The sequence below is a fragment of the Burkholderia sp. MSh2 genome, assembly GCF_000731655.1.
GTDB classification, from domain to species: domain Bacteria; phylum Pseudomonadota; class Gammaproteobacteria; order Burkholderiales; family Burkholderiaceae; genus Burkholderia; species Burkholderia paludis.
Genome location: NZ_JPGM01000086.1, coordinates 14,490 through 33,449, shown reverse-complemented (window position 1 = coordinate 33,449; position 18,960 = coordinate 14,490). Strand labels below are relative to the sequence as shown.

Annotated in this window: 21 protein-coding genes; 2 read left to right on the top strand and 19 right to left on the bottom strand. The window is 63.4% G+C overall.

The genetic code is table 11. From position 1 onward, the window contains the following. Together GQ57_RS34725 and GQ57_RS34720 are read right to left on the bottom strand one after the other, a co-directional pair. The coding region (locus GQ57_RS34725) for an SDR family NAD(P)-dependent oxidoreductase (protein ID WP_034200239.1) at positions 1 to 174 on the bottom strand (174 nt) is incomplete at its 3' end. A 52-nt stretch (positions 175 to 226) separates the two neighbouring features. Next, positions 227 to 967, bottom strand: coding sequence for an acetoacetate decarboxylase (locus tag GQ57_RS34720; RefSeq protein WP_031403314.1), 741 nt, complete (start codon positions 965 to 967; stop codon positions 227 to 229). Between the two features lie 444 nt (positions 968 to 1,411). Here GQ57_RS34720 and GQ57_RS34715 point away from each other — a divergent pair, with 444 nt between their 5' ends. Beyond that, the gene (locus GQ57_RS34715; protein WP_031403313.1) at positions 1,412 to 1,993 is read left to right on the top strand and encodes an undecaprenyl-diphosphatase; all 582 of its coding nucleotides are present in this window, start codon (positions 1,412 to 1,414) and stop codon (positions 1,991 to 1,993) included. Positions 1,994 to 2,024: 31 nt separating this feature from the next. Here GQ57_RS34715 and GQ57_RS34710 read toward each other — a convergent pair whose 3' ends face one another. The 17 genes from GQ57_RS34710 to GQ57_RS34635 form a co-directional block, all read right to left on the bottom strand. Next, positions 2,025 to 2,249, bottom strand: a complete 225-nt coding sequence (locus GQ57_RS34710) for a hypothetical protein (RefSeq protein WP_031403312.1) — start codon at positions 2,247 to 2,249, stop codon at positions 2,025 to 2,027. A gap of 179 nt (positions 2,250 to 2,428) precedes the next feature. Continuing rightward, positions 2,429 to 3,250, bottom strand: coding sequence for a siderophore-interacting protein (locus GQ57_RS34705; RefSeq protein ID WP_034200238.1), 822 nt, complete (start codon positions 3,248 to 3,250; stop codon positions 2,429 to 2,431). A 38-nt stretch (positions 3,251 to 3,288) separates the two neighbouring features. Then, complete coding sequence (locus GQ57_RS34700) at positions 3,289 to 3,999, bottom strand: PadR family transcriptional regulator (RefSeq protein WP_034200237.1); 711 nt, start codon at positions 3,997 to 3,999, stop codon at positions 3,289 to 3,291. Between the two features lie 390 nt (positions 4,000 to 4,389). Continuing rightward, positions 4,390 to 4,752 (bottom strand): BON domain-containing protein, encoded by a 363-nt coding sequence (locus GQ57_RS40800; RefSeq protein ID WP_081896840.1) that lies wholly within the window; start codon positions 4,750 to 4,752, stop codon positions 4,390 to 4,392. A gap of 175 nt (positions 4,753 to 4,927) precedes the next feature. After that, complete coding sequence (locus GQ57_RS34695) at positions 4,928 to 6,004, bottom strand: porin (RefSeq protein ID WP_052001579.1); 1,077 nt, start codon at positions 6,002 to 6,004, stop codon at positions 4,928 to 4,930. A gap of 300 nt (positions 6,005 to 6,304) precedes the next feature. Beyond that, the gene (locus GQ57_RS34690) at positions 6,305 to 7,090 is read right to left on the bottom strand and encodes a 3-(cis-5,6-dihydroxycyclohexa-1,3-dien-1-yl)propanoate dehydrogenase (protein WP_034200235.1); all 786 of its coding nucleotides are present in this window, start codon (positions 7,088 to 7,090) and stop codon (positions 6,305 to 6,307) included. A 129-nt stretch (positions 7,091 to 7,219) separates the two neighbouring features. Then, positions 7,220 to 8,029: a GntR family transcriptional regulator gene (locus GQ57_RS34685; protein WP_034200234.1), complete on the bottom strand. Its 810-nt coding sequence runs from the start codon at positions 8,027 to 8,029 to the stop codon at positions 7,220 to 7,222. Next, positions 8,026 to 8,331 carry a hypothetical protein gene (locus GQ57_RS34680; protein WP_034200233.1) on the bottom strand — a complete coding sequence of 102 codons (306 nt, stop codon included), beginning with the start codon at positions 8,329 to 8,331 and terminating at the stop codon, positions 8,026 to 8,028. The genes GQ57_RS34685 and GQ57_RS34680 overlap by 4 nt, the downstream gene beginning before the upstream one ends. Then, positions 8,328 to 9,206: a nitrilase-related carbon-nitrogen hydrolase gene (locus GQ57_RS34675; protein WP_052001580.1), complete on the bottom strand. Its 879-nt coding sequence runs from the start codon at positions 9,204 to 9,206 to the stop codon at positions 8,328 to 8,330. Before GQ57_RS34675 ends, GQ57_RS34680 begins: the two co-directional genes overlap by 4 nt. Before the next feature lie 11 nt (positions 9,207 to 9,217). Then, positions 9,218 to 10,321: a protocatechuate 3,4-dioxygenase gene (locus tag GQ57_RS34670; protein WP_034200232.1), complete on the bottom strand. Its 1,104-nt coding sequence runs from the start codon at positions 10,319 to 10,321 to the stop codon at positions 9,218 to 9,220. Positions 10,322 to 10,348: 27 nt separating this feature from the next. Then, positions 10,349 to 11,365, bottom strand: a complete 1,017-nt coding sequence (locus GQ57_RS34665) for a hypothetical protein (protein ID WP_034200231.1) — start codon at positions 11,363 to 11,365, stop codon at positions 10,349 to 10,351. A 40-nt stretch (positions 11,366 to 11,405) separates the two neighbouring features. Beyond that, positions 11,406 to 12,185, bottom strand: a complete 780-nt coding sequence (locus tag GQ57_RS34660) for an SDR family oxidoreductase (RefSeq protein WP_034200230.1) — start codon at positions 12,183 to 12,185, stop codon at positions 11,406 to 11,408. A 25-nt stretch (positions 12,186 to 12,210) separates the two neighbouring features. After that, positions 12,211 to 12,387, bottom strand: a complete 177-nt coding sequence (locus GQ57_RS38585; protein ID WP_175190407.1) for a ferredoxin — start codon at positions 12,385 to 12,387, stop codon at positions 12,211 to 12,213. Positions 12,388 to 12,401: 14 nt separating this feature from the next. Next, complete coding sequence (locus GQ57_RS34650; protein ID WP_052001578.1) at positions 12,402 to 13,697, bottom strand: NADH-ubiquinone oxidoreductase-F iron-sulfur binding region domain-containing protein; 1,296 nt, start codon at positions 13,695 to 13,697, stop codon at positions 12,402 to 12,404. Between the two features lie 19 nt (positions 13,698 to 13,716). Next, positions 13,717 to 14,361, bottom strand: a complete 645-nt coding sequence (locus GQ57_RS34645) for an isochorismatase family protein (RefSeq protein WP_034200228.1) — start codon at positions 14,359 to 14,361, stop codon at positions 13,717 to 13,719. A 49-nt stretch (positions 14,362 to 14,410) separates the two neighbouring features. After that, positions 14,411 to 15,805: an aromatic ring-hydroxylating oxygenase subunit alpha gene (locus GQ57_RS34640; protein ID WP_052001577.1), complete on the bottom strand. Its 1,395-nt coding sequence runs from the start codon at positions 15,803 to 15,805 to the stop codon at positions 14,411 to 14,413. A 12-nt stretch (positions 15,806 to 15,817) separates the two neighbouring features. Then, positions 15,818 to 16,369, bottom strand: coding sequence for an aromatic-ring-hydroxylating dioxygenase subunit beta (locus tag GQ57_RS34635; protein ID WP_081896838.1), 552 nt, complete (start codon positions 16,367 to 16,369; stop codon positions 15,818 to 15,820). Between the two features lie 995 nt (positions 16,370 to 17,364). Here GQ57_RS34635 and ansP point away from each other — a divergent pair. Next, on the top strand, positions 17,365 to 18,855 hold the full coding sequence (gene ansP / locus GQ57_RS34630; RefSeq protein WP_034200227.1) for an L-asparagine permease: 1,491 nt from the start codon (positions 17,365 to 17,367) through the stop codon (positions 18,853 to 18,855). Positions 18,856 to 18,960: the final 105 nt, after the last annotated feature.

Sequence of the window (18,960 nt, the reverse complement as noted above, 5' to 3'; positions counted from 1 at the left end):
GATCGCCTTGCCGCCCGCCTTGACGATCTCGTCGGCGACCGCGTTCGCGCCGTCCTGGTTCAGGTCGGCGATCGCCACCGCCGCGCCCGCCTTCGCGAGCTCGAGGGCGATTTCCTTGCCGATGCCGCTTGCGGCGCCCGTGACGACTGCGGTCTTGCCATTCAGGTTGCTCATGTTCGAATTCCCGTGGTGAAAGGATTGACAGGGAGAAAGGACTGCGGACGCGTTACTTGGCCAGGTAATCGTAGACGACTTCGCCGAGGCCCAGTGTCAAATCTGCGACGAGGTGGCGGGCCTCGACGATTTCGAGCACCGGCAGGTCGGCCACCGGCGCGAGCGCGTGCGGCGCCAGCTCGAGCGATGCGGGGCCCGTCCACGCGCCTTTCATCTTGATGTCCTGCATGTAGTAGCGCACCAGTTCGCATACGCGCGCGGTGCCGTCGACATGCGGAATGATCTTCAGCAGGAAATTGGGGCCGGCGAGACGCTTCGTCTGCTCGTCGATGTCGAGCTCCTTGTGCTTGTAGCCCATCGTGCCGGTCGCGACGCGCACCTTGCCGTAGTCGAGCGTGCCGAGCAGGTGATCGGTGTTCACGTGCAGCGTGGGCGACGCGAGTTTCTTCGGGAAGCCCCACAGCTCGCGGCCGCCGGCGATCGGCGGGTGATCGTCGAGATACATCGCGAGCGTGTAGCCGCCCGGCTGGCCGTTGTATTCGACCGGGATCACCTGGCCGCTTTCGGTGTAATCGCCGAAGCCGGTCGAATCGGCCATGCGAATGAATTCGTAATGCACGAGCGGCTCGGTGATCTGCAGCGGCTCGGGGACGATTTCGCGGAGACGGTCGGGATCGGTGCGATACGTGATGATCAGGAATTCACGATCGACGAATCGGTACGGGCCCATCGGGAAGGCAGGGCTGGTCAACGGCATCGCAAACGCTTTCGATCGGACATCGCTGGGTTTCATGCGGACTCCTTGTTGTTGATCGCTTCGTGGATGAGTGCTCGTAAGCTCGTAATCCTATGCCTGTGCGTTGCCGTTGTGCGATGCCGCATGTGGAATTAATTGTTGCCGATTTCGAAGAATTCGCGACGTAAATATTGAGATGAATGATGAAAGCGGACCGGACGGCATGTGGCCGCCCGATGTTCGCACGCGTGAATGACACCGCGATGTGAAAAAGGTGAGCTTTTTCGGGATGTGGGGTGAGTATTTACGGGAAGCAGTCGCGCGTAAATGTGACAATTGTGTGAACTAGTGTTGCCGCGGGAGCTCTAAGTGCGTTCGCCGCTGCGGGATTCGTCCTGCATGGCTGCCGCAGCGGGCATCGCCCGATGCGGAGGCGTCCCGGCATCGCTCGTACCGGGCCGGGCAGCCGGCCGACTTTTTACGCTTCACGCAACCGGACTCATGCAGAACCTCAATCTCACCCTCTTTTCCGCCATCAACGCCGGGGTTGCGCCGCAGCCGGGCGTCGCCCGCCTTGCCATCTTCGCCGCCGACTGGCTCGTCTACGCGCTGCCCGCGATGCTGCTGCTGACGTGGATGTTCGGCGAGCGCCCGGCGCGACGTCAGGCGATCGAAGCCGGCGTCGGCGTGTGCGTGGCGCTCGCGCTCGCGCAGGTCATCGGGCATTTCTGGTTCTCGCCGCGCCCGTTCATGGCCGGCGTGGGCACGCAACTGATCCCGCACTCGCCCGACAGCTCGTTTCCGAGCGACCACATGACGTTCGCGTGGAGCATGGCGATCGGCCTGATGCTCGGCGGCACGACGCGCCTGACCGGGCTCGTGATGGCCGCGCTGGCCGTGGCGATTGCGTGGGGGCGTGTCTATGCGGGGGTGCACTGGCCGTTCGACATGATGGGCGGCGTGCTGGCCGGCACGGCCGGCGCGCTCGCCGCGCACCTGTACGGGCAGCGCGTGACCGCACCGCTCGAGCGGCTCGGCGATTCGGTGCATGCGATCGTCATGGGGCGTCGCCACGCACCGTAAGCGGAAGGAAGAAGGATCGGGCAGGACGCCGTCAGCCGGGTGTCCTGGCCGATTCGGCCGGTGCGGACGGGTTGCCGCCCGCATCGTGCAGTTCGGGCGTATCGGCCGGGTGCTGCGCGGCGTCGCGGTCGAGGGCGCTGTCCTTCAGGATCGCGCACATCGCGACGAACAGCGCGAGTACCACTGCGGCGAGGCTGCAATAGCCGACGATCTTCAGGTTGCGAAGGAAAGGCGAAGCGTGGCTTGCTTTTGTCATGACCGGGCGCTCCTGGGCGGACTGCGGCGGCTGTCGTGCGACAGCGGCGCCGCTCACACAGATATATACCAGCCGCGACAACGATGCCAGGCCGGCCGGCGCACCGGTGTTCCGGCCGCATCTCCGGCCGACGGGCCGGGGGCGTGCACCGCACGCCCGGCGCCGGGTGCCCGGCTGCGTCAGTCTTCCAGCGCTTCGTGCACGGCCGCCGCGCCGCGCTTCCAGTAGGCCGCCGCGCGGATGCGCGACTTGTCGATGCCGCGCTCGCCGGTCAGGTGCTGGCGCACCGCCCGCATCGACTGCGCTTCGCCGGCCGCCCAGACATAGCCTTCGCCGGATTGCGGAAGCGGCAGGTCGCGCACGGCATTCAGCAGCACGTCTCCTTCTTCCGTGTCGGCCTCGGCGCGGAAGCGCCAGATTTCATGCACGTCGGCGTGCGTGTCGAACGCGATCTGCGCGGTGCGATCCGCGACTTCCAGCACGACGGCCGCGCGCGAGCCGGCCGGCAACTCCGCGAGACGTCGCGCGACGGCCGGCAGCGCCGTATCGTCGCCGATCAGCAGATGCCAGTCGAAACCGGTCGGGACGACGAACGAACCGCGCGGGCCGCCGACGCCGAGCCATTGGCCGACGCGTGCCTGCGAGGCCCACTGCGATGCGGGGCCCGGATGGTTCAGCACGAATTCGAGATCGAGTTCGCGGGCGGCGCGGTCGAAGCGGCGGGGCGTGAAGTCGCGCGCGACCGGCCTCGGTTCGCCTTCCGGAAACTCGGGGCCGTTCGCGCCGAGTGTCGGCATCGCGGGGCGCTCGGCGCCGGGCGGCGGGAAAAATACCTTCACGTGATCGTCGAACGACGCGGATTCGAAATCCGCGAGATCGGGGCCGCCGAGTGTGACGCGCAGCAGGTGCGGCGTCACGGCGTGTACGCGCAGGACTTGCAGCAGGCGGAACTTGAGGGTGTGGCGCACGCGGGTCACGGTGCGCTCGGAGGTGTTCTGCATCGATCCGTTCTCCTTGGGTAGGGGAAGCCCGGCGCGGATTACGCGCCGGCGCCGCCTTCGATATCGGCAACCGCGCGGCGCATGATGGCCGCGATGCGCCGTTGTTCATCCGCGTCGGCGCCGCTCTTGTGCAGCAGCGCGCGCTTGAGTGCCAGGCGCGCCTCGACGAATTCGGGCAGCCAGCCGGCCTGCGATTCGTCCGGTGCGTCGTAGCCCGCCGATTCGCCGGCAAACGCGCGACGCATGAAATCCATCCGGCGCGCGAGATACGTGAGGCGTGCGAACAGCGTGTCGACGCGTTCGCGTTGCGAGTCGAGATGCGCCTGGCCGGCGTCGGTCAGTGCATAGCGCTTGCGGTTGCCTTCCGCCTGCGACGCGACGAAGCCGCCTTCCTCGAGATACGTGAGGGCCGGATACACCATGCCGGGGCTGGGGCTGTAGAAGCCGTTCGAACGCGTGTCGAGCGCCTTGATCAGTTCGTAGCCGTGGCTCGGCTGTTCGGCGACCAGCGCAAGCAGCAGCAACTGGAGATCGTCGGAGCTGAACTGGCGGCCGCGCGGCATGCCGTCGTCGCCGAAATCGCCGAAGCCGCCTCGACCGCCCCGGCCGCCGAACGGGCCGCCGCCGAACATGTCGTGACCGCGACGATGGCGGCCGATCGCGTGCCAGAGACCGGCGAACCAGTCAGAACGGGCATGCGCACCATGACCGTCGCATCGGGCATGGCCGCGGAAGTAGTTGTGTCGCATGATCGTGTCCTATATGTCGTAAAACATATCTAAAGATATATATCGAAAGATAGGGCGTCAAGGGGAATTATTGGGGGTTGGATGGTGGGGGAGGTGGTTGCAGGGTTGTTGTAGGGTCTCAATGATTGTGAGCGCTTTCTCAAATATTGAATGGAGGGGCCGATAGGCCTGCTCGATACAGGCGTTTCATTTTCTGGCGTCCCCTTGACAGTCAGCCAAGGTCCGTCGGCCGATTCCGCGAAACAAGAAGCGACCTACGCGACACTTGCTCGTTGCCTCTGCCAATCTGTACTCGTACATAGTTGTCCCGTATCAACCTGGGTCAGATCGGACTGCGGCCTGGGGGTGGTCGTCGACTGGCCGAAGCCTTCTTGTCTTTCCCGTTGTGCCTCACTGATTGACCGGCCGCACAATCAACTGAGAAATTACCGTCGTGACGCCGGGTACGCCTTCAGCCACCTGCGTCGAGAGAGCGATCTGCGACTGCTCAGGTACCCATCCTTGCAACGTGACCACGCCATTGCTTGCACGAACTGCAATGCCGGAAGCATAGATCCCCGTCGTATGGATTAATGCGCGTCGTACGTTCTTTTGCAATTGGCGATTAGCCAACCGTCTTGCCTTGATGCTCGATGACGACGTTGCGGAGTGTGCCGTCTCCGACAGGTTTCCCTCCTGCGCGATTGCACTTGAGGTGGCCAGTGCGAGAAGGACACTGGCCGTCCACCAGCATGCTGCACGAACATATTTCATTCTTTGTTCTCCTAAGATGGTGAGCGCCTCAAGTGCGCCCGTATTAAACTTGCGAGCAACCCCCTCTACGACCACGCAGATGTGCAGCGCGCTGCATCGACGACAGCGCACCGGCACTCGTCCAGCAGGACCGCCGTCGGATGGACACGCTTGCGTCACCCGATGATCAGCGAACTCAGAACACGTGCTCGACGCCGATGTCCACCGCGGTCTGCCGACCACCCGAAGCGGGCCCTGGTGTCATGCTGATCCAGGCCGGGCCGCCCGAACTCTGCTGCAACGCCACGGCTCCGAAGATACTGGTGCTCTTGGACAAGGAGTACATCAGTGCGAGCGTTTCCTGACTGACATGCTGGTTACTCAGTGCTTGATTGCCCTTCATGTACTGGTACGCGAGATTCATGCGAAAGAAGGGGGAGAACGTCCACGTCATATCACCTTCGTAGACGCCGACACGCGCGCCGTTCGCGGTGTTCTGCGTGCTCGTATACAACGCTGCAATCTCGGCCGGGCCGATGACATAGGAAGCTCCGAGGCCGAGGTTTCTGATGCCATCGTTGCCGTTGTTCAGTGTCGGATATTTAACGTAGGTGTAGGCCCCATTGAGTGCTAGTGCACCGAGGTGATAGTTGATCCCGTAGCTTTGCGCGCTATTCTGACCAAATGCGCCAGGCTGGCCACCGAAGCTATATTGGGCGCCAATCGACAGACCAGCCACGATCGGGCTCACGTATTTGACGGAGTTCGCAATGGGTGCGCCAAGCGCCCGATCGAAGTCGAACGAGTTGTTGCCCGGTGGTCCATTGGGCACGTTCAATCCTGCAAACGAGCCCTGTCGCAGGCTGAGCGCACTGATAAACGGGAACGCGGGCCCCCAGTGATCGACGACCAGCGAATAAAACATGAAGTCGATCTGATTGCCCATCGTCAGGGAGCCCCACCGGTCGTCTTTCAGGCCCACGTATGCCTCGTGGCCGAAGAGTCCACCGAGCGATTCACCGTTGTTTATGCTGAACATCCCTTCGAGCTTGAAGACCGCCTTCGTCCCGCCGCCCAGATCTTCCGTACCACGAAGCCCAAACAGATTCGGCGCGGGCGCCGCCGGATCCGACTGCCAGGTGCTGTGACCACCTACATTCGAAACGTACATCACGCCTGAGTCGATGACCCCATAGAGCTCGACATTACTTTGTGCGTGAGCAGCTCCTGAAACCGACATTAAACATAGGATAACTAATTTATTTGTTTTCACCGAAGTCTCCTCACATGATCAACCTGATTGACGGGATTTTCCTTAGATAACGATTTGATTTAACCCGGGTTTCCCGGATCGACAGCGCCAACGCAGATAACCATCGTCACGCGTGGCTGGAGCGAAAGGACGTCGCCAATCGACGTCCAGACTAGTGCGTCCATCGTCTCGATGGACATGTCGACGAGGCCGGCGGCTGAAGCGTGTTCGAGCAGCCAGCCCTGCCAGCGAGATACGCGGCGCCATGAGGCGCCGTTTCAAGACGGCGTTGAAAGCCGCAGCCGCCTGACGAAGCCGCGATCAGCGCGGCTGACCGAATCCTCGAATGGCCAAGCCGCTGTCGGCCTGGAACACCGATCCCGTGATGTGGGCGGACTCCGCATTCGAGGCCAGCATGGCATACAGGCCACCGTAAGCATCGGCATCGGGGATGAACTGCAGAGGGATGTTGGGAACGGACTCTTCCAGCACCGCGTCCTGAGGCTGTTGTCCGAGCGACTGCACGCCCTTGAGCACGGTGGGGGCAATGCCTGGCGCCACGGCATTGACACGAATAGCCGGCGCCAACTCGTAGGCCAGCTGCTTGACGATCCCGACCACGGCGTGTTTGGAGGCCGTATAGAGGACGCCACCACCTGCCGGCGATGAACTGGCGAACGAACCGGTCAGTACGACGTTGCCTCGTGTGGCCCGCAGCGCTTCAAGGCTGGCGCGTACGCCGAGCAGATAACCGTTCACGTTGATCGAGAACAGTTCATGGAATGCTGCGGACAGCGTCTCTGGCGGCATCGACTCCAGCGATGCGGCATGGTCGTAAATTCCAGCATTGCCAACGAAAACATCCAGGCGACCGAAGCGCTCGAGGGCGATTGCAACGGCGCGGGCGTTGTCTTCCCATTGACTTACGTCCCCCTGTACGGCGACGCAGGCGCTTCCCAACTCCTGCTCCAAGGCTTTCAAGGGCTGCTCGGAGATGTCGAACAGCACGACGCGAGCACCCTCGCGAACGAAGCGCCGGGCAATGCCCCGCCCGATGCCGGTAGCGGAGCCGGTGATCAACGCGACCTTTCCCTCTAACATATTCATTTGATTCATTCCTTGAATGGATGCCCCTCTTTCGGAGGCAATTCAAAAAATTGCGTGCAGATACCCCTCAAGCCGGTGCGGCCTGATCCTGGGGGGCTCGACAGAACGCTTGTGCGCCGAGGCGCGATCCTAGCCGGGCGGCTCCGGAGCGTGAATGAGGTTCACCGTTTCAACAGCGGGCATTGAGGCCGTGCCCGGTCGGTTCCAGCGAATGCGCACTGGGCGGGCTGGTACGGTGGCCGGTTGTTCGAGGACGATGTTGACGCCGGCTGCGGACAGCTGCAGCGAGTCCAGGCGTTGTTCAGGGTCGATGTCCAGCATCAACCCGAGCGCCGTGTCGATCAGGTGGAACTCATTCCATTTGCGCGCGAGTTCGGCGTTACCCGCCTCGATTGCATCCAGAAAGTGCTGGTCGATCGTCGTGAAGTCCTCGGGCACATGGGGCCGCGAGAAATGCAACTGCTGGTGCCGATGGATGCGTTGATACGCTGATTCGACAGCGACGCGCATCGCTTCCGGGTAGCGCGACAGAAGCACCTGGTGGAACTGCAGGTGTGCGTCCTGAAACGCTCGGGTCGAGTAGCTGTGCGTGCGCATCGATTCCAATGCGGCACGCATGGTCTGAATGTCCTTCGGCGCCACCGATGGAATCAGTGCCGCGATCAATGGCGGTTCAACCAGCAAGCGCAACGCGTAGAGCTGTTCGGTGTGCTCGAAGCGAATCGGCGCCACTTCGACACCGCGGTTGTTGCTCGCAACCACGAGGCCGTTGGCCTGGAGGCGGTTGAAGGCTTCCCTGAGCGGCGTGCGGCTGGTGTTGAGTTCCTCGGCTAGCAACTCTTGCGACAAACGAAGGCCAGGGGCGTAGAAGCCGCTAACGATGCGCTCTTCCAGGACTTGATGGACCTGGTCAACGGAATGACCGCGCTGGCGTTTCATTCAGGTTTCTCCCCGGCTTCGTCGTTCTCGATGGCTCTTGCGAGCAGGCCGGAGAAATCGGCCGGCTGCATCTGCATGATGGCTTCAAGCTGCATGGGATCCAGCAGGATCTCCGCGCCGTCGGGCAACACTTTCAGCCTTAGGCGGTCACCCTGTCGCATGCTGATCTTTTGCACGAGGATCCCCGCGAACTCGTTCGCCAGAATGACCGGCTCGCCCGCACTTTCCCCGCAGGACTGTGGTGCTTGTGCGAAGGACGACGCAAGACGCGTTGAATCGGGTGTCGGCATGGCGGTGATCATGAAAGTGTGACGATACGAGGTGGCCGAGTGTAAGCGTGCGTCTGAACGCCTCGCAGAACCGGCAGCTTCGCCCGTACGTCGTGCACCTTCTGCAGATCCAGCTCGACGACCTGTGTGGCGGCCTGACTTTCCCCGAGGTCGGCGAGCACGACCCCCCAAGGGTCGACGGCCAATGCATGGCCCCAGGTCTCGAACGCGTCCTTGGAAGGATCGACACCACGAATCGTGGCCGAAGCGATCACGTGCGCGGCGTTCTCGATCGCCCGAGCCCGCAGCAGGACTTCCCAGTGCGCGCGACCCGTGACATGGGTAAAGGCGGAGGGGACCAGGAACACCTCGGCGCCAGCGAGCGCGAGTTGCCGGAACAGCTCGGGAAAGCGGACATCATAGCAGATCGATAGACCGATCCCGACGCCGTCCAGGTTCAAAATCACGGGCTCGGTACCGCGCAGTTCGACGCTCGAAGCCTCGAACGATTGCCCGGCGACGGTGGCATCGAAGAGGTGGATCTTGTCGTATCGGCCAGCCAGCTGTCCCTGCTGATCGATGACGATCGCGGAATTGAAAATACGCCCATCCGCTTCCTTGTTCTTGAAGCCGCCCAGAACCACGGGAACCCGGACCGACTGAGCGGCCTCGCGCAGCATCTCGATCGGGCGACTGTCCGTCCCGAAAGCCGCTGCACGCATCTCTGCATTGGTGCCGAGAAACAGGCCGTTTTCAGGCAAGGAAACAAGCTGTGCGCCGTCGCCCGCGGCGCGCCTGATGGCGTCAACGGCCGCGGCGACATTGGCCTGCAGGTCACGTGCGGCGTGCCATTGGGTCAGCCCCACGCGCAGGGTGGTTGGGCGACGAGGCGGTTCGGGTAGGGTCATGGCAGTGTGAGTCATGGTTGTGCGGGAAATGGCAGCGGCATGTGGACGACGGCCCAGCCGCCGCCGGAGGCGCTCATGGGCTCATAGGCCAGCGTTCGTGATCGCACGCCGGGCCCCACCGCGCCGAGCATGATGATCCAGTTCAGGATCTCGTACTGACCGTGGCTGAGCAGCGCGTAGGGCTCCAGGTTTGCCAACTGCAGACCTTGGCCGGCTTCCAGGAGATCCAGGATGTAGCGGTCGAACTCGACGTCCACGAAACCGAACTTGCCGGGATCCAGCCAGTGCGACAGGCCGCCGGTACCCAAGATGGCAACGCGCTTGCCCGACGATTCGATGACGGGACGCAGCGCCTCGCCAAAGATGCGTGCGTTGAACGGCGAGAAGCTTCGCCCAGGCTGCGTGATGATGGGGATCACCGGCGTATCCGGCGTGGGCAGGAGCAGGCGCATCGGCACGATGAAGCCGTGGTCGAGCTGCACTTCGCCTGCGTCTTCCACTTCCAGGCCCCGTGCCCGAATGTCGCGCACGATGGTGCGCGCGAGTTCGGGCTCGCCCTGCAACCGCAGGTCGATGTCGGGGCGCTTGAAGAACGCCATGGACCCTTCGTGGCTGGATGCCGTCCCGACCACAAAGGCGCCGGTGTCAAAGCTCTGGAAGTGGCAGTCGGCCATCGCGATGATCACATCCGGCTTGCTTGCCGCCAGCAGCACGCGCAGCTGTTCGAAGCCATGCTTGAGCCGCTCAACGGCGTCGGCCGGATCCACTTCCGGACGGGCCAGCAGGTCTGGCACATGCGAGCATCCGCCCGCAAAGACCAGGTTCCTGGGCACGTTTGGCGCCGGAATTCGAAGCGACTTGTCGACCGTGAACGCGCCCGTATTCTGGCTGTCGCCGAGGTCGTCGCGGAACCAACGGCTCACCAGGATCGAGATCCCGTCGCCGACACCTGCAGAACGAAGCCGATCACGGTCACCACCGGCGATGACACGCGACCAGGTCTCGTCCAGGCCGTACTTGATCCCCACGGATGTGGGGGCGCTCTTGAATTCCTGCAAAGACTCGGCCGAGCGCGCGATCGATAGGATCGCCGACTCCAACAACTTTCGGTCCATGGTTCGTCCTTCTTTCGGGGGCAGGGCTTAGTAGTCGAGCAATCGACCGTCTCGCACTACCGTGGTGTCGTCGATGGTGATCGTGCAGTCACGAATCGGGATATCCAGGTGTGCAGGCGTTTCGCGTCCGGCAAACCGGTTGGAGCCGGTCGAGAACATGAAATTGCCCGAGGTGGAACGCAGCTCCTGGCCGAACACCTGGCCCGGGTTGTAGACGCTCAGCGCGGACCAGGCGGCATTCGGGTGCACGCCCCAGCCCATGTGCGACAGCGCATAGACCTCCGGGTCGTTCCAGCGACTGAAGTAGTCACGCAGCACGAACGCGTCGTAGCCCTCGCCGGTGATCTCGACGATGTAGCCGTCGGCGATCTTCAGGTGTACCGCGTTCTCCACGTAGCGCTGCCACGGGATCAGCACGTCGCCCGGCTGCAGCACGATAGTTCCGTAGGCGGTCTTGTCGTTGGGAAAGCAGGCGATGAACCCGCTGGGCCAGTTGTCCCAGCGGCCCGGCTCGTTCACGAAGCCCCACTGGCGAGTAATGGGCAGTGCCTCGCCGCTGATGTCGACCGTAAGGTCGGTCCCTGCTGCACTGGTGATCCGCATGCGCTTGCCGACCTTGAGGAGGTCCGCCCCCTTGTTGATCTCGCTCTGCATCGCGGGCGTTCCCATGAGGCGTTCGAGCACATCGGCCGGCTCGGGCGATACGAAGAGCATGCGCTTGCCCTTGCCGACAATGCGGGTGCGGATGTCCGAATGGATCAGGCCCGCTTGCGTCAGGTCGATCACGAAATCGCACTCGGCGGCCGCCGCGAGCAGCGCGCCAACTTCGCGGCCGTCGGGGCGATAGGGGGGCAGTGACGGATTCGACAGGCTCGATGCCGTCAGCACCAGAACCCCTGCGCCAAGCTGACGCGTGGCCGCGACTGCGGCATCCACAAAGTCGACGCGCTTGTTGTGCTCGGAGATGACAGCAACCAGTTGCTCGGCGTTAACCTCGCAAAGCTTGAGTTGGTCAATAAAAAGTTCGGTCAGTGTTTTGGCCATGTGGAAGGATCTCTTCTATTGAAGTTGAAGCGTGGAGAAGTCAAAGCGTGGAACGAATGGCGCCGCCGTCGATCTGCAGCGTGGCGCCGGTCATGAAGTTGCAGCGTGGAGACGCCACGAAAGCGACGGTGTCGGCGATCTCTTGCACTTCGGCCCAACGTCCCAGGGGGATGGTTTCGACCACCTTGGCCAGCTCGATCTCGCGATTGGTGTTGTTACGTTGCGCCTTGCTGCTCAGGATCGACTCCATTCGTGCCGTGCCGGTCGCGCCTGGCATGACCTGGTTGACGCGCACACCCAGCGGGCCGAGTTCCAGCGCCATCTGCTTGGCCAAGGCGGACAGCGTCGAGCGCATCGTGGCCGACAATACGCCGCCGTGCATGGACTGCTTCACCCACGTGGAGGTAATGAAGATCAGCGAGCCGCCGCGTTGTTTGGCCATCTGCTTGGCCGCGTCGTGGGCGAGCTTGATGGCCGGCCGGGCCAGCAGGTCGTACGCCTCTGCCCAGTCTTCGTCCTGGACGTCCAGCACGGGGATGATGCGAGGCCCCGGGGTGTTGACCACCATGATGTCGAGCCGGCCGTGTTCATTCACGACTCGCTCGACCAGCGTGCCGTAGTCTTGCGGGTTGCCCAGGTCGGCGGGATAGCCCACCAGCCGGCCAGGCGCGACATCCGCACCATTGATGAGGGCGCTGGGGTCGCGCGAGCTGGTGGCCACCGTGGCACCTTCGCGGGCGAGGGTGGTGGCCACGGCGCCGCCAATGCCGGCGCTCGCGGCCGTCACCAGCGCGATCTTTCCGTTGAGTTCAAGATTCATCAGGTTTTCCTAGGGAGGGAGGGTTCTACTTCTCGAAAGTGATGGCCTGCGCGCCGCACTTGCGAGCGGCGTCTTGCGCTGCCTCTTCTTGATCGGGCGTCAACTCGTTGCCGGCAAGCAGTTGCACATATCCGAATTCGTCGATGACAAAGACGGCCGGGGCGATGTCCGCGCACGTGCCGAAGCCGGTGCACTTGGTCATGTCTACGTGAACTTTCATAAGGGTTTCCGGATGGCTAGGGACTCAAGGACCGGCGTCGTCGGGGTCTCGGGCACCTGGGGCGCAAGACGTTCGGAAACGGCGTCGTCGAATTCGTGGATCAGGGAGCGGGCAAGCGTGGCCGCGCCGTCGAGGAAGGCGCAGGCGCCGCGCCCGCGCAAGGTCGTTCCCCAGCGGATCAGGTTCTCGCGGTCCTGCGAGACGCCCTGGCCCTGGCTAATGCGGCCGATCGTTGCGGCGATAGATTGGGTTCCTTTGGTGCAGACGCCGCACTGATGCGCGGACTCCGCCGAATACCAGGCGGCGATGTCGCCTGCCATCTGCACGGCGTCGTCCTGGTCGGACAGCGCCGTGATGGCCGCGCAGCCCAGTCCCGTACCGGCTTTGCGCAGGCCCACGTAGCAGCAGTTGCGCGTGCCGTGATTGGCCGACAGGAAGCCGCCGAACCACCCGCCCATGATGTAGCCGCGGGGCGTTCCGATATAGCCGCCGCCCACGGTCTGAAATACGTCATCGATGGTGGCGCCCAGCGGCACCTCATACACGCCAGGACGACGGCAAGCGCCGGTGAGCGTCATGAGCGTCGTACCTGGAGAATTCGTCACGCCCTGTGTCCGGAATCGATCGCCACCGTGACGGGAGATCCAGGCGGCGTATGCCAGCGTCTCCACGTTGGTCACGAGTGTGGGGGCGCCATCCACACCGACTTCGAAGGGGCGCGGCGGCCGGGAGGTCGGCAGCGCAGGGCCGCCGTTGATGGCGCGGCACACCGCGGTTTCTTCTCCGGCGACATAGGTGGCCTTCACCACGTGCACTTCAACTCGCAACGCCGGCTTCAGGTGCGAGGCCATGAGTTCGTCAATGGCCTTGCGCATGGCATGGACAGTCTCTTCGTGAGAGAGGTAGACGATCGCGCGCGTGGCGCCGATGGCCTGGGCGGCCAGCAGCAATCCATCGAGCACACAGTGCGGGCGATGCGTGAGCAGCCATCGATCCTTGCGAGACGCCGGCTCTCCCTCTTCGCCATTGGCCACCACGACCTTGTGCGAGGCCGCGTTGTTCGCCAGGGCGGACCACTTGGTGGCGGCGGGAAATCCTGCCCCGCCCCGGCCCTGAAGACCGGCGATTTCCAGCTCGCGAATGATGTCCAGGTCCTGCTTGCGCAGATAGGTCCCCAACTGGCATTCGGCGTCGAAGTCCAACGGTCCCGCCGCGGCCGCCGGGACCATGAGCCGTGGCTCGATGCCCGGAAAAGCGCCGGTATGGATGGCCGTATCCGCCAGAATCAGCATGACAATTCCCTCCAGACAATTAACGGGTCGGCGCCAGCATCGCCAAGGCGTCGGATAGTGAGCACACCTCACCATATTTCGCCTGGATATCGAACAGGTTGGCTTCATGCGGGCCTTGCGCGCGATCGCCCACGCACTCGGCGGGAACGAAAACGGGCCAGCCCGCCATGCAGGCGTCCACCGCGGTGGCGCGCACGCAGCCGGAGGTCACGGCACCCGTAATGATCACGCCATCCACGTGCAGATCCACCAGCATGGAGGCCAGATGCGTTCCGGTGAATGAGGAGGCGGCTTGCTTGCTGATGACGGGTTCGTCGTCCACCCGTCGCCCCAGCCGCTCGTCCACTTCCGTCCACACCGAGCCCTCGAGCAGCGCGCGCATGCCGGTCATCTTGCGCAGCCACGTCATCGTTCGGGCTTGCAACGGGCTGAATGCGATGGTCGTGAAGATGACCGGCGCATTGGCTTCCCGTGCGGCGTCCAGTACCTGGCGCGTGCACGACACCACGCTGGTCAAATCCGAGCCTGCGGGAAAGCTCGGATCGGTGAAGCCCTTGATCAGGTCCACGACAATGACGGCAGGCTTCTTCAAGGGGGCCAACCGCCCGCCGATGCCGCGGGACGCGTAGAAGGATTGAGTGGATTCAGCCCAAGGTTGAGCCATCGGAAAATCTCCTGTGGAAAAAGGGGAAACGCGGATGCCGCGCGCAAACTTATTCAGCCAAGGGGCGATCGGGCCACTCGGTGGGCGCAGCGCGCATGAGGTCGGAATAGAAACGCCACAAATTGCGCTGCACGCCCTCCTCGTAGCGGGTGCGGAAGACCACACCCGGCCCAGGCCAGCCATCGATGACTCGCTTGGCAATGCCCACTCCGGGTAAGCCCATCTGGTAGTTGAGCTTGAAGTCCAGCAAGTCGGCCGCCGGCGAGCGACCCATGCGACTGATCGTGATCCACGGCTCGGTGTCGTCCATTTCGAACGAGCCGCCCATCGAGAAGGTGCCCAGGCCGGCCTTGTAAACGCGTTCCTTGAGTTCCGGGCTCATGTTCTTGTAGCCGGCGAACCAGTTCCACACCTCGACCTTGCCCGGCCCTTTGGGCTGCCACACGCGCAAGGTGATGATCCCGGTTGGCGCGTGCTTGCTCGAGTCCTCCGTCATGGGAACCACCAGGATCGAGAAGTTCGGGAAGACGTTGCCGACGAACACGCGGGACATCCGTGCGGCCTCCAGCTGCTCCGTGGAGATGTTGGTGGTGTTGAAGCTGGCGGCCAACTCATCGGCGAATCCGAAGTAACGCGGACCGGGTTCCTGCTCGCTCATGGCCATGGAAAACGACAGCGAATGGCCCGGAGCGGCATGGATGTGATAACCCTGCATGTTGTCCTCGAAGGACAGGGGGTAGCCACCGATGGCCCAGATTGACTTGTGCAGCGTGCCCAGGTGGTAGTCGTCGCCGGAAAAGTTGTCGGCCCCGGATTTCCAGTCAGCGTCGATGACAAAGCGCTGCGGTTCGCCGAGTATCTCGATGCCGTGTTCGTTCAGGCCGAACATCAGGTCGAGGTACCAGCTCATACCGCCGAGGTACGCCTTGAGGGGCGGCGCCGTGGGGTCGAGCGAGGCGAAGATCAGCCCGTGATAGCTTTGCACGTGGGCTGGCTTGGCCAGGCCGTTGCCCTCCTTGGGCATGCCCTGAAAGGCGCTCTTCCACAGCGGGGCGCCAATGAGGTTGCCTTTGGTGTCATAGACCCAGCCGTGATACGGGCAGCGAAAGTGCGAGGTGTTGCCGTGGTCGGCGCGGCACAGCTGCACCCCGCGGTGCCGGCAGGCATCGAACAACACGTTGATTTCGCCCTGCTCGTCGCGCACGACGATGAAGTCGTCCTCGCCGATCTTGCGCAGCACATAGTCGCCCTTGGCCGGAATCTCCGATTCATGGCCCAGATACACCCATGCGCGTCCGAACACGCGGCGCAGCTCCATCTGATAGATGTCCGGGTTGCCGTAGATCGCAGCTGGAATCGCGCCTTTGTCGATGCCGTCGGCCAGATCGTCGAGCAGGTGGGATGTATTGGATTGCCACTGAATGGGTTGGGTGTTGTTCGACATGCGTGCGCCTCGTCAGAAGAAGATCGCCAGGTTGTGGGATGCGATGGCCGTCAGGTCCAACCGCACGATGCGCTTGGTGAGCATCCATTGGCCGCCAACCAGCCTCAGCTGGTCGTGCCTTTCGCCGGACATGAACTGCGGGGTGGTCTGCTCCTGGCGGGTGCGAAACAGGAGCAGGTTGCTGCGGACATTGAGCGTGTGGTCGTCGTGGCGGCCTACTCGGATGTTCGATACGAAATGGCGAGCGCGCGAGGGCGGGTCCTCGGCCCAGGCGAAGCCACTTTCGTTGCGACGAACGCGTGCCATCAGTGAGCCGTAGCTCTCATCCATGTGAAATGTCGTGGCCGAGAAACCGAAGCCGCGCGCGCGCTCGACCGTACTGCGCAGCGGCACCTGATAGACGACATCCGGGCTGACCATCGTCTCCAGCCACTCGCGCTCACGCCGGTCGTCCAGCAACTCGGCCTCGAGGTACATCCATTGAACGATGGCGGCGTGGGTCGCTGCGTCGACGGCGGGCCCCGCGGCGCTCGCGGGCTGAGGCTTGAAGTCGCTGGTCACCATAAGGCGGCGTTTCCTAGTGAGGTTTGACGGTATTCAAGGCTGGCCAACACGGGAGGCCAGTGCCCGACTTTTCCGGGCGAATCAATTTTGCATGCAAATTTGCATGCAGAGAAATATAGCGAAATTCGAGGCGTTTTTCCTCGGTAGTTACCCTGTCGAAGTGCATGGGACGACGAGTTCATTGAAGATCTGCCGCCCGGATCACTTCGGCGTCTTAGTCTCCAGAAATCCCGTCGTCCTTGTTCCGATCAGGCGCACTCAAGATGCCCTCCTGCCGGAGTCCGGTCACATTCACGAGAAATTAGTAGGCTGCGACGCTGAATGACGAGAACTCGTAACCAAAGGGATTCTCAGTGAAGGGGCCTAACGTATTGATTCTGATAGAGCCCGGAGATCTGGCTCATTGAGCCCCTATAAGGGTCCCCATGAATGTGAGCGTTCTCTCGCGTATCGACTTCCGATATGGGGGCAGTCCTCTTCCTCTATCCGGCCTGCTCGCGACCGGAACGCTTCCGCCAACCAGTTCGTAATCCTTCACGATGACCGATTCGTTCGACCCTCGTCCGAATCTCGCCCCGCCTTGAACCCGGAATGCGTGACACCACCGGCCCGTGCGCTTTGCAAGCAGCCTGCCCGTGTCCGGCTCGCATCGCGCAACGCTTTGCCCGACACGACGGCACCTTCATCCCGAAGACGATCTCCTCCCGCAAAAAAACCGAGCCCGCCTCGCGGCCTCCCCGGCGAATCGCGTATTTCAAAACGCTTTCGCCGGCGTATCGCATGCGCGATTCGCGTACCGATAAGTCGAAATTTGCATAGCGTTTGTGAACGGAATTACGGCTGCATACGTTCGCGATTGACGGTGCCGCTCGTCGTATCGGGCGGGCAACGGCCCGATACGCGGCACGATCCCGCGTTGCGTGGCCGCAGGCGCCGGCGAGCCCGGATCGCGACAGGGTCCGAACGACATCACGCAAGCACATGAGGATGCAGTCATGGCATCGATTCCCGAACCCGCGCCGACCGGCGACACCAGCAAACGGAACTGGCTCGAATCCCACGAAGCCGGTTATCACAAGACCCTCGGCAATCGACAGGTACAGATGATCGCGATCGGCGGCGCGATCGGGACCGGCCTGTTTCTCGGCGCGGGCGCACGCCTGCAGGCCGCCGGGCCGGCGCTCGCGATCGTCTATCTGGTGTGCGGCGTCTTTTCCTTCCTGATCCTGCGCGCGCTCGGCGAACTCGTGATGCATCGGCCGAGCAGCGGCAGCTTCGTGTCGTATGCGCGCGAATTCCTCGGCGAGAAAGCATCGTTCGTCGCCGGGTGGATGTATTTCCTGAACTGGGCGATGACCGGGATCGTCGACATCACCGCGGTCGCGCTCTACATGCATTACTGGGCGCCGTTCTCCGCCGTGCCGCAGTGGATCTTCGCGCTCGTCGCGCTCTGCATCGTCGCAACGATGAACCTGATCGGCGTGAAGTGGTTCGCCGAGATGGAGTTCTGGTTCGCGCTGATCAAGGTCGCCGCGATCGTGCTGTTCCTCGTGGTCGGCAGCGTGATCCTCGGCACCGGCGGGCACGTCGCGGGCCACGACACGGGCATGCACCTGATCACCGACAACGGCGGGTTCTTCCCGCACGGACTGATGCCGGCGCTGGTGCTGGTGCAGGGCGTGGTGTTCGCGTTCGCGGGCGTCGAGCTGGTCGGCACGGCCGCCGGCGAATGCAAGGACGCGCGCAAGGTGCTGCCGCGCGCGATCAACAACGTGATCTGGCGCATCGCCGTTTTCTACGTCGCATCGGTCGTGCTGCTCGTCTGCCTGCTGCCGTGGAGCGCGTACAAGGCGGGACAAAGCCCGTTCGTCACGTTCTTCGGCGCGCTCGGCGTTCCCGGCATCGGCTCGGTGATGAACCTGGTGGTGTTGACGGCCGCGTTGTCGAGCCTCAACTCGGGGCTGTACTCGACCGGCCGCGTGCTGCGTTCGCTGTCGATGGGCGGCTCGGCGCCCGCCTTCCTCGGGCGGATGAGCGGGCAATCCGTGCCGTACGCGGGCATCCTCGTGACGGTCGCGATCTACGTGGTCGGCGTGCTGCTCAACTATCTGGTGCCGGCGAGCGTGTTCGAGATCGTGCTGAACATCGCGTCGCTCGGCATCATCAGCACGTGGGCGTTCATCGTCGTCTGCCAGATGAAATTCCGTGCGGCGGTCAGGCGCGGCGAAGTGGAAGACGTGTCGTTCAGGATGCCCGGCGCACCCGTGACGTCGTGGCTGACGCTGCTGTTCCTGTTCGGCGTGCTGGTCCTGATGGCGTTCGACTACCCGAACGGCACGTGGACGATCGCGTCGATCCCGCTGGTGGCGTTGCTGCTCGTGGCCGGCTGGAAGTGGCTGAGCGGTCGTGCGCACCGCACGTCGCTCAAGCCGACCATTCCGTCGGTCGCGCTCACGCAGAACGTGCTCGAGAAAGACGACAGTTGAGACGGCGCATGTCCGGGGGCGGCCGCCGGCCCGATGCCGGTACGCTCCCGCGCAGCCTGCGTCGACCGGGCGCCGTCGCATGGCCCGCGATCGTCCGCGCGGGAG

Bases quoted from the DNA above. Each gene is read 5' to 3' on its own strand.
- GQ57_RS34710 (WP_031403312.1), bottom strand. From the start codon at position 2,249: ATGACAAAAGCAAGCCACGCTTCGCCTTTCCTTCGCAACCTGAAGATC.
- GQ57_RS34715 (WP_031403313.1), top strand. From the start codon at position 1,412: ATGCAGAACCTCAATCTCACCCTCTTTTCCGCCATCAACGCCGGGGTT.
- GQ57_RS34650 (WP_052001578.1), bottom strand. From the start codon at position 13,697: ATGCTGATTCTGGCGGATACGGCCATCCATACCGGCGCTTTTCCGGGC.
- GQ57_RS34700 (WP_034200237.1), bottom strand. From the start codon at position 3,999: ATGCGACACAACTACTTCCGCGGCCATGCCCGATGCGACGGTCATGGT.
- GQ57_RS34690 (WP_034200235.1), bottom strand. From the start codon at position 7,090: ATGAATATGTTAGAGGGAAAGGTCGCGTTGATCACCGGCTCCGCTACC.
- GQ57_RS34670 (WP_034200232.1), bottom strand. From the start codon at position 10,321: ATGGACCGAAAGTTGTTGGAGTCGGCGATCCTATCGATCGCGCGCTCG.
- GQ57_RS34645 (WP_034200228.1), bottom strand. From the start codon at position 14,361: ATGGCTCAACCTTGGGCTGAATCCACTCAATCCTTCTACGCGTCCCGC.
- GQ57_RS34705 (WP_034200238.1), bottom strand. From the start codon at position 3,250: ATGCAGAACACCTCCGAGCGCACCGTGACCCGCGTGCGCCACACCCTC.
- GQ57_RS34640 (WP_052001577.1), bottom strand. From the start codon at position 15,805: ATGTCGAACAACACCCAACCCATTCAGTGGCAATCCAATACATCCCAC.
- GQ57_RS34660 (WP_034200230.1), bottom strand. From the start codon at position 12,185: ATGAATCTTGAACTCAACGGAAAGATCGCGCTGGTGACGGCCGCGAGC.
- GQ57_RS34635 (WP_081896838.1), bottom strand. From the start codon at position 16,369: ATGGTGACCAGCGACTTCAAGCCTCAGCCCGCGAGCGCCGCGGGGCCC.
- GQ57_RS34685 (WP_034200234.1), bottom strand. From the start codon at position 8,029: ATGAAACGCCAGCGCGGTCATTCCGTTGACCAGGTCCATCAAGTCCTG.
- GQ57_RS34680 (WP_034200233.1), bottom strand. From the start codon at position 8,331: ATGATCACCGCCATGCCGACACCCGATTCAACGCGTCTTGCGTCGTCC.
- GQ57_RS34665 (WP_034200231.1), bottom strand. From the start codon at position 11,365: ATGGCCAAAACACTGACCGAACTTTTTATTGACCAACTCAAGCTTTGC.
- ansP (WP_034200227.1), top strand. From the start codon at position 17,365: ATGGCATCGATTCCCGAACCCGCGCCGACCGGCGACACCAGCAAACGG.
- GQ57_RS38585 (WP_175190407.1), bottom strand. From the start codon at position 12,387: ATGACCAAGTGCACCGGCTTCGGCACGTGCGCGGACATCGCCCCGGCC.
- GQ57_RS34675 (WP_052001580.1), bottom strand. From the start codon at position 9,206: ATGACCCTACCCGAACCGCCTCGTCGCCCAACCACCCTGCGCGTGGGG.
- GQ57_RS34720 (WP_031403314.1), bottom strand. From the start codon at position 967: ATGAAACCCAGCGATGTCCGATCGAAAGCGTTTGCGATGCCGTTGACC.
- GQ57_RS40800 (WP_081896840.1), bottom strand. From the start codon at position 4,752: ATGAAATATGTTCGTGCAGCATGCTGGTGGACGGCCAGTGTCCTTCTC.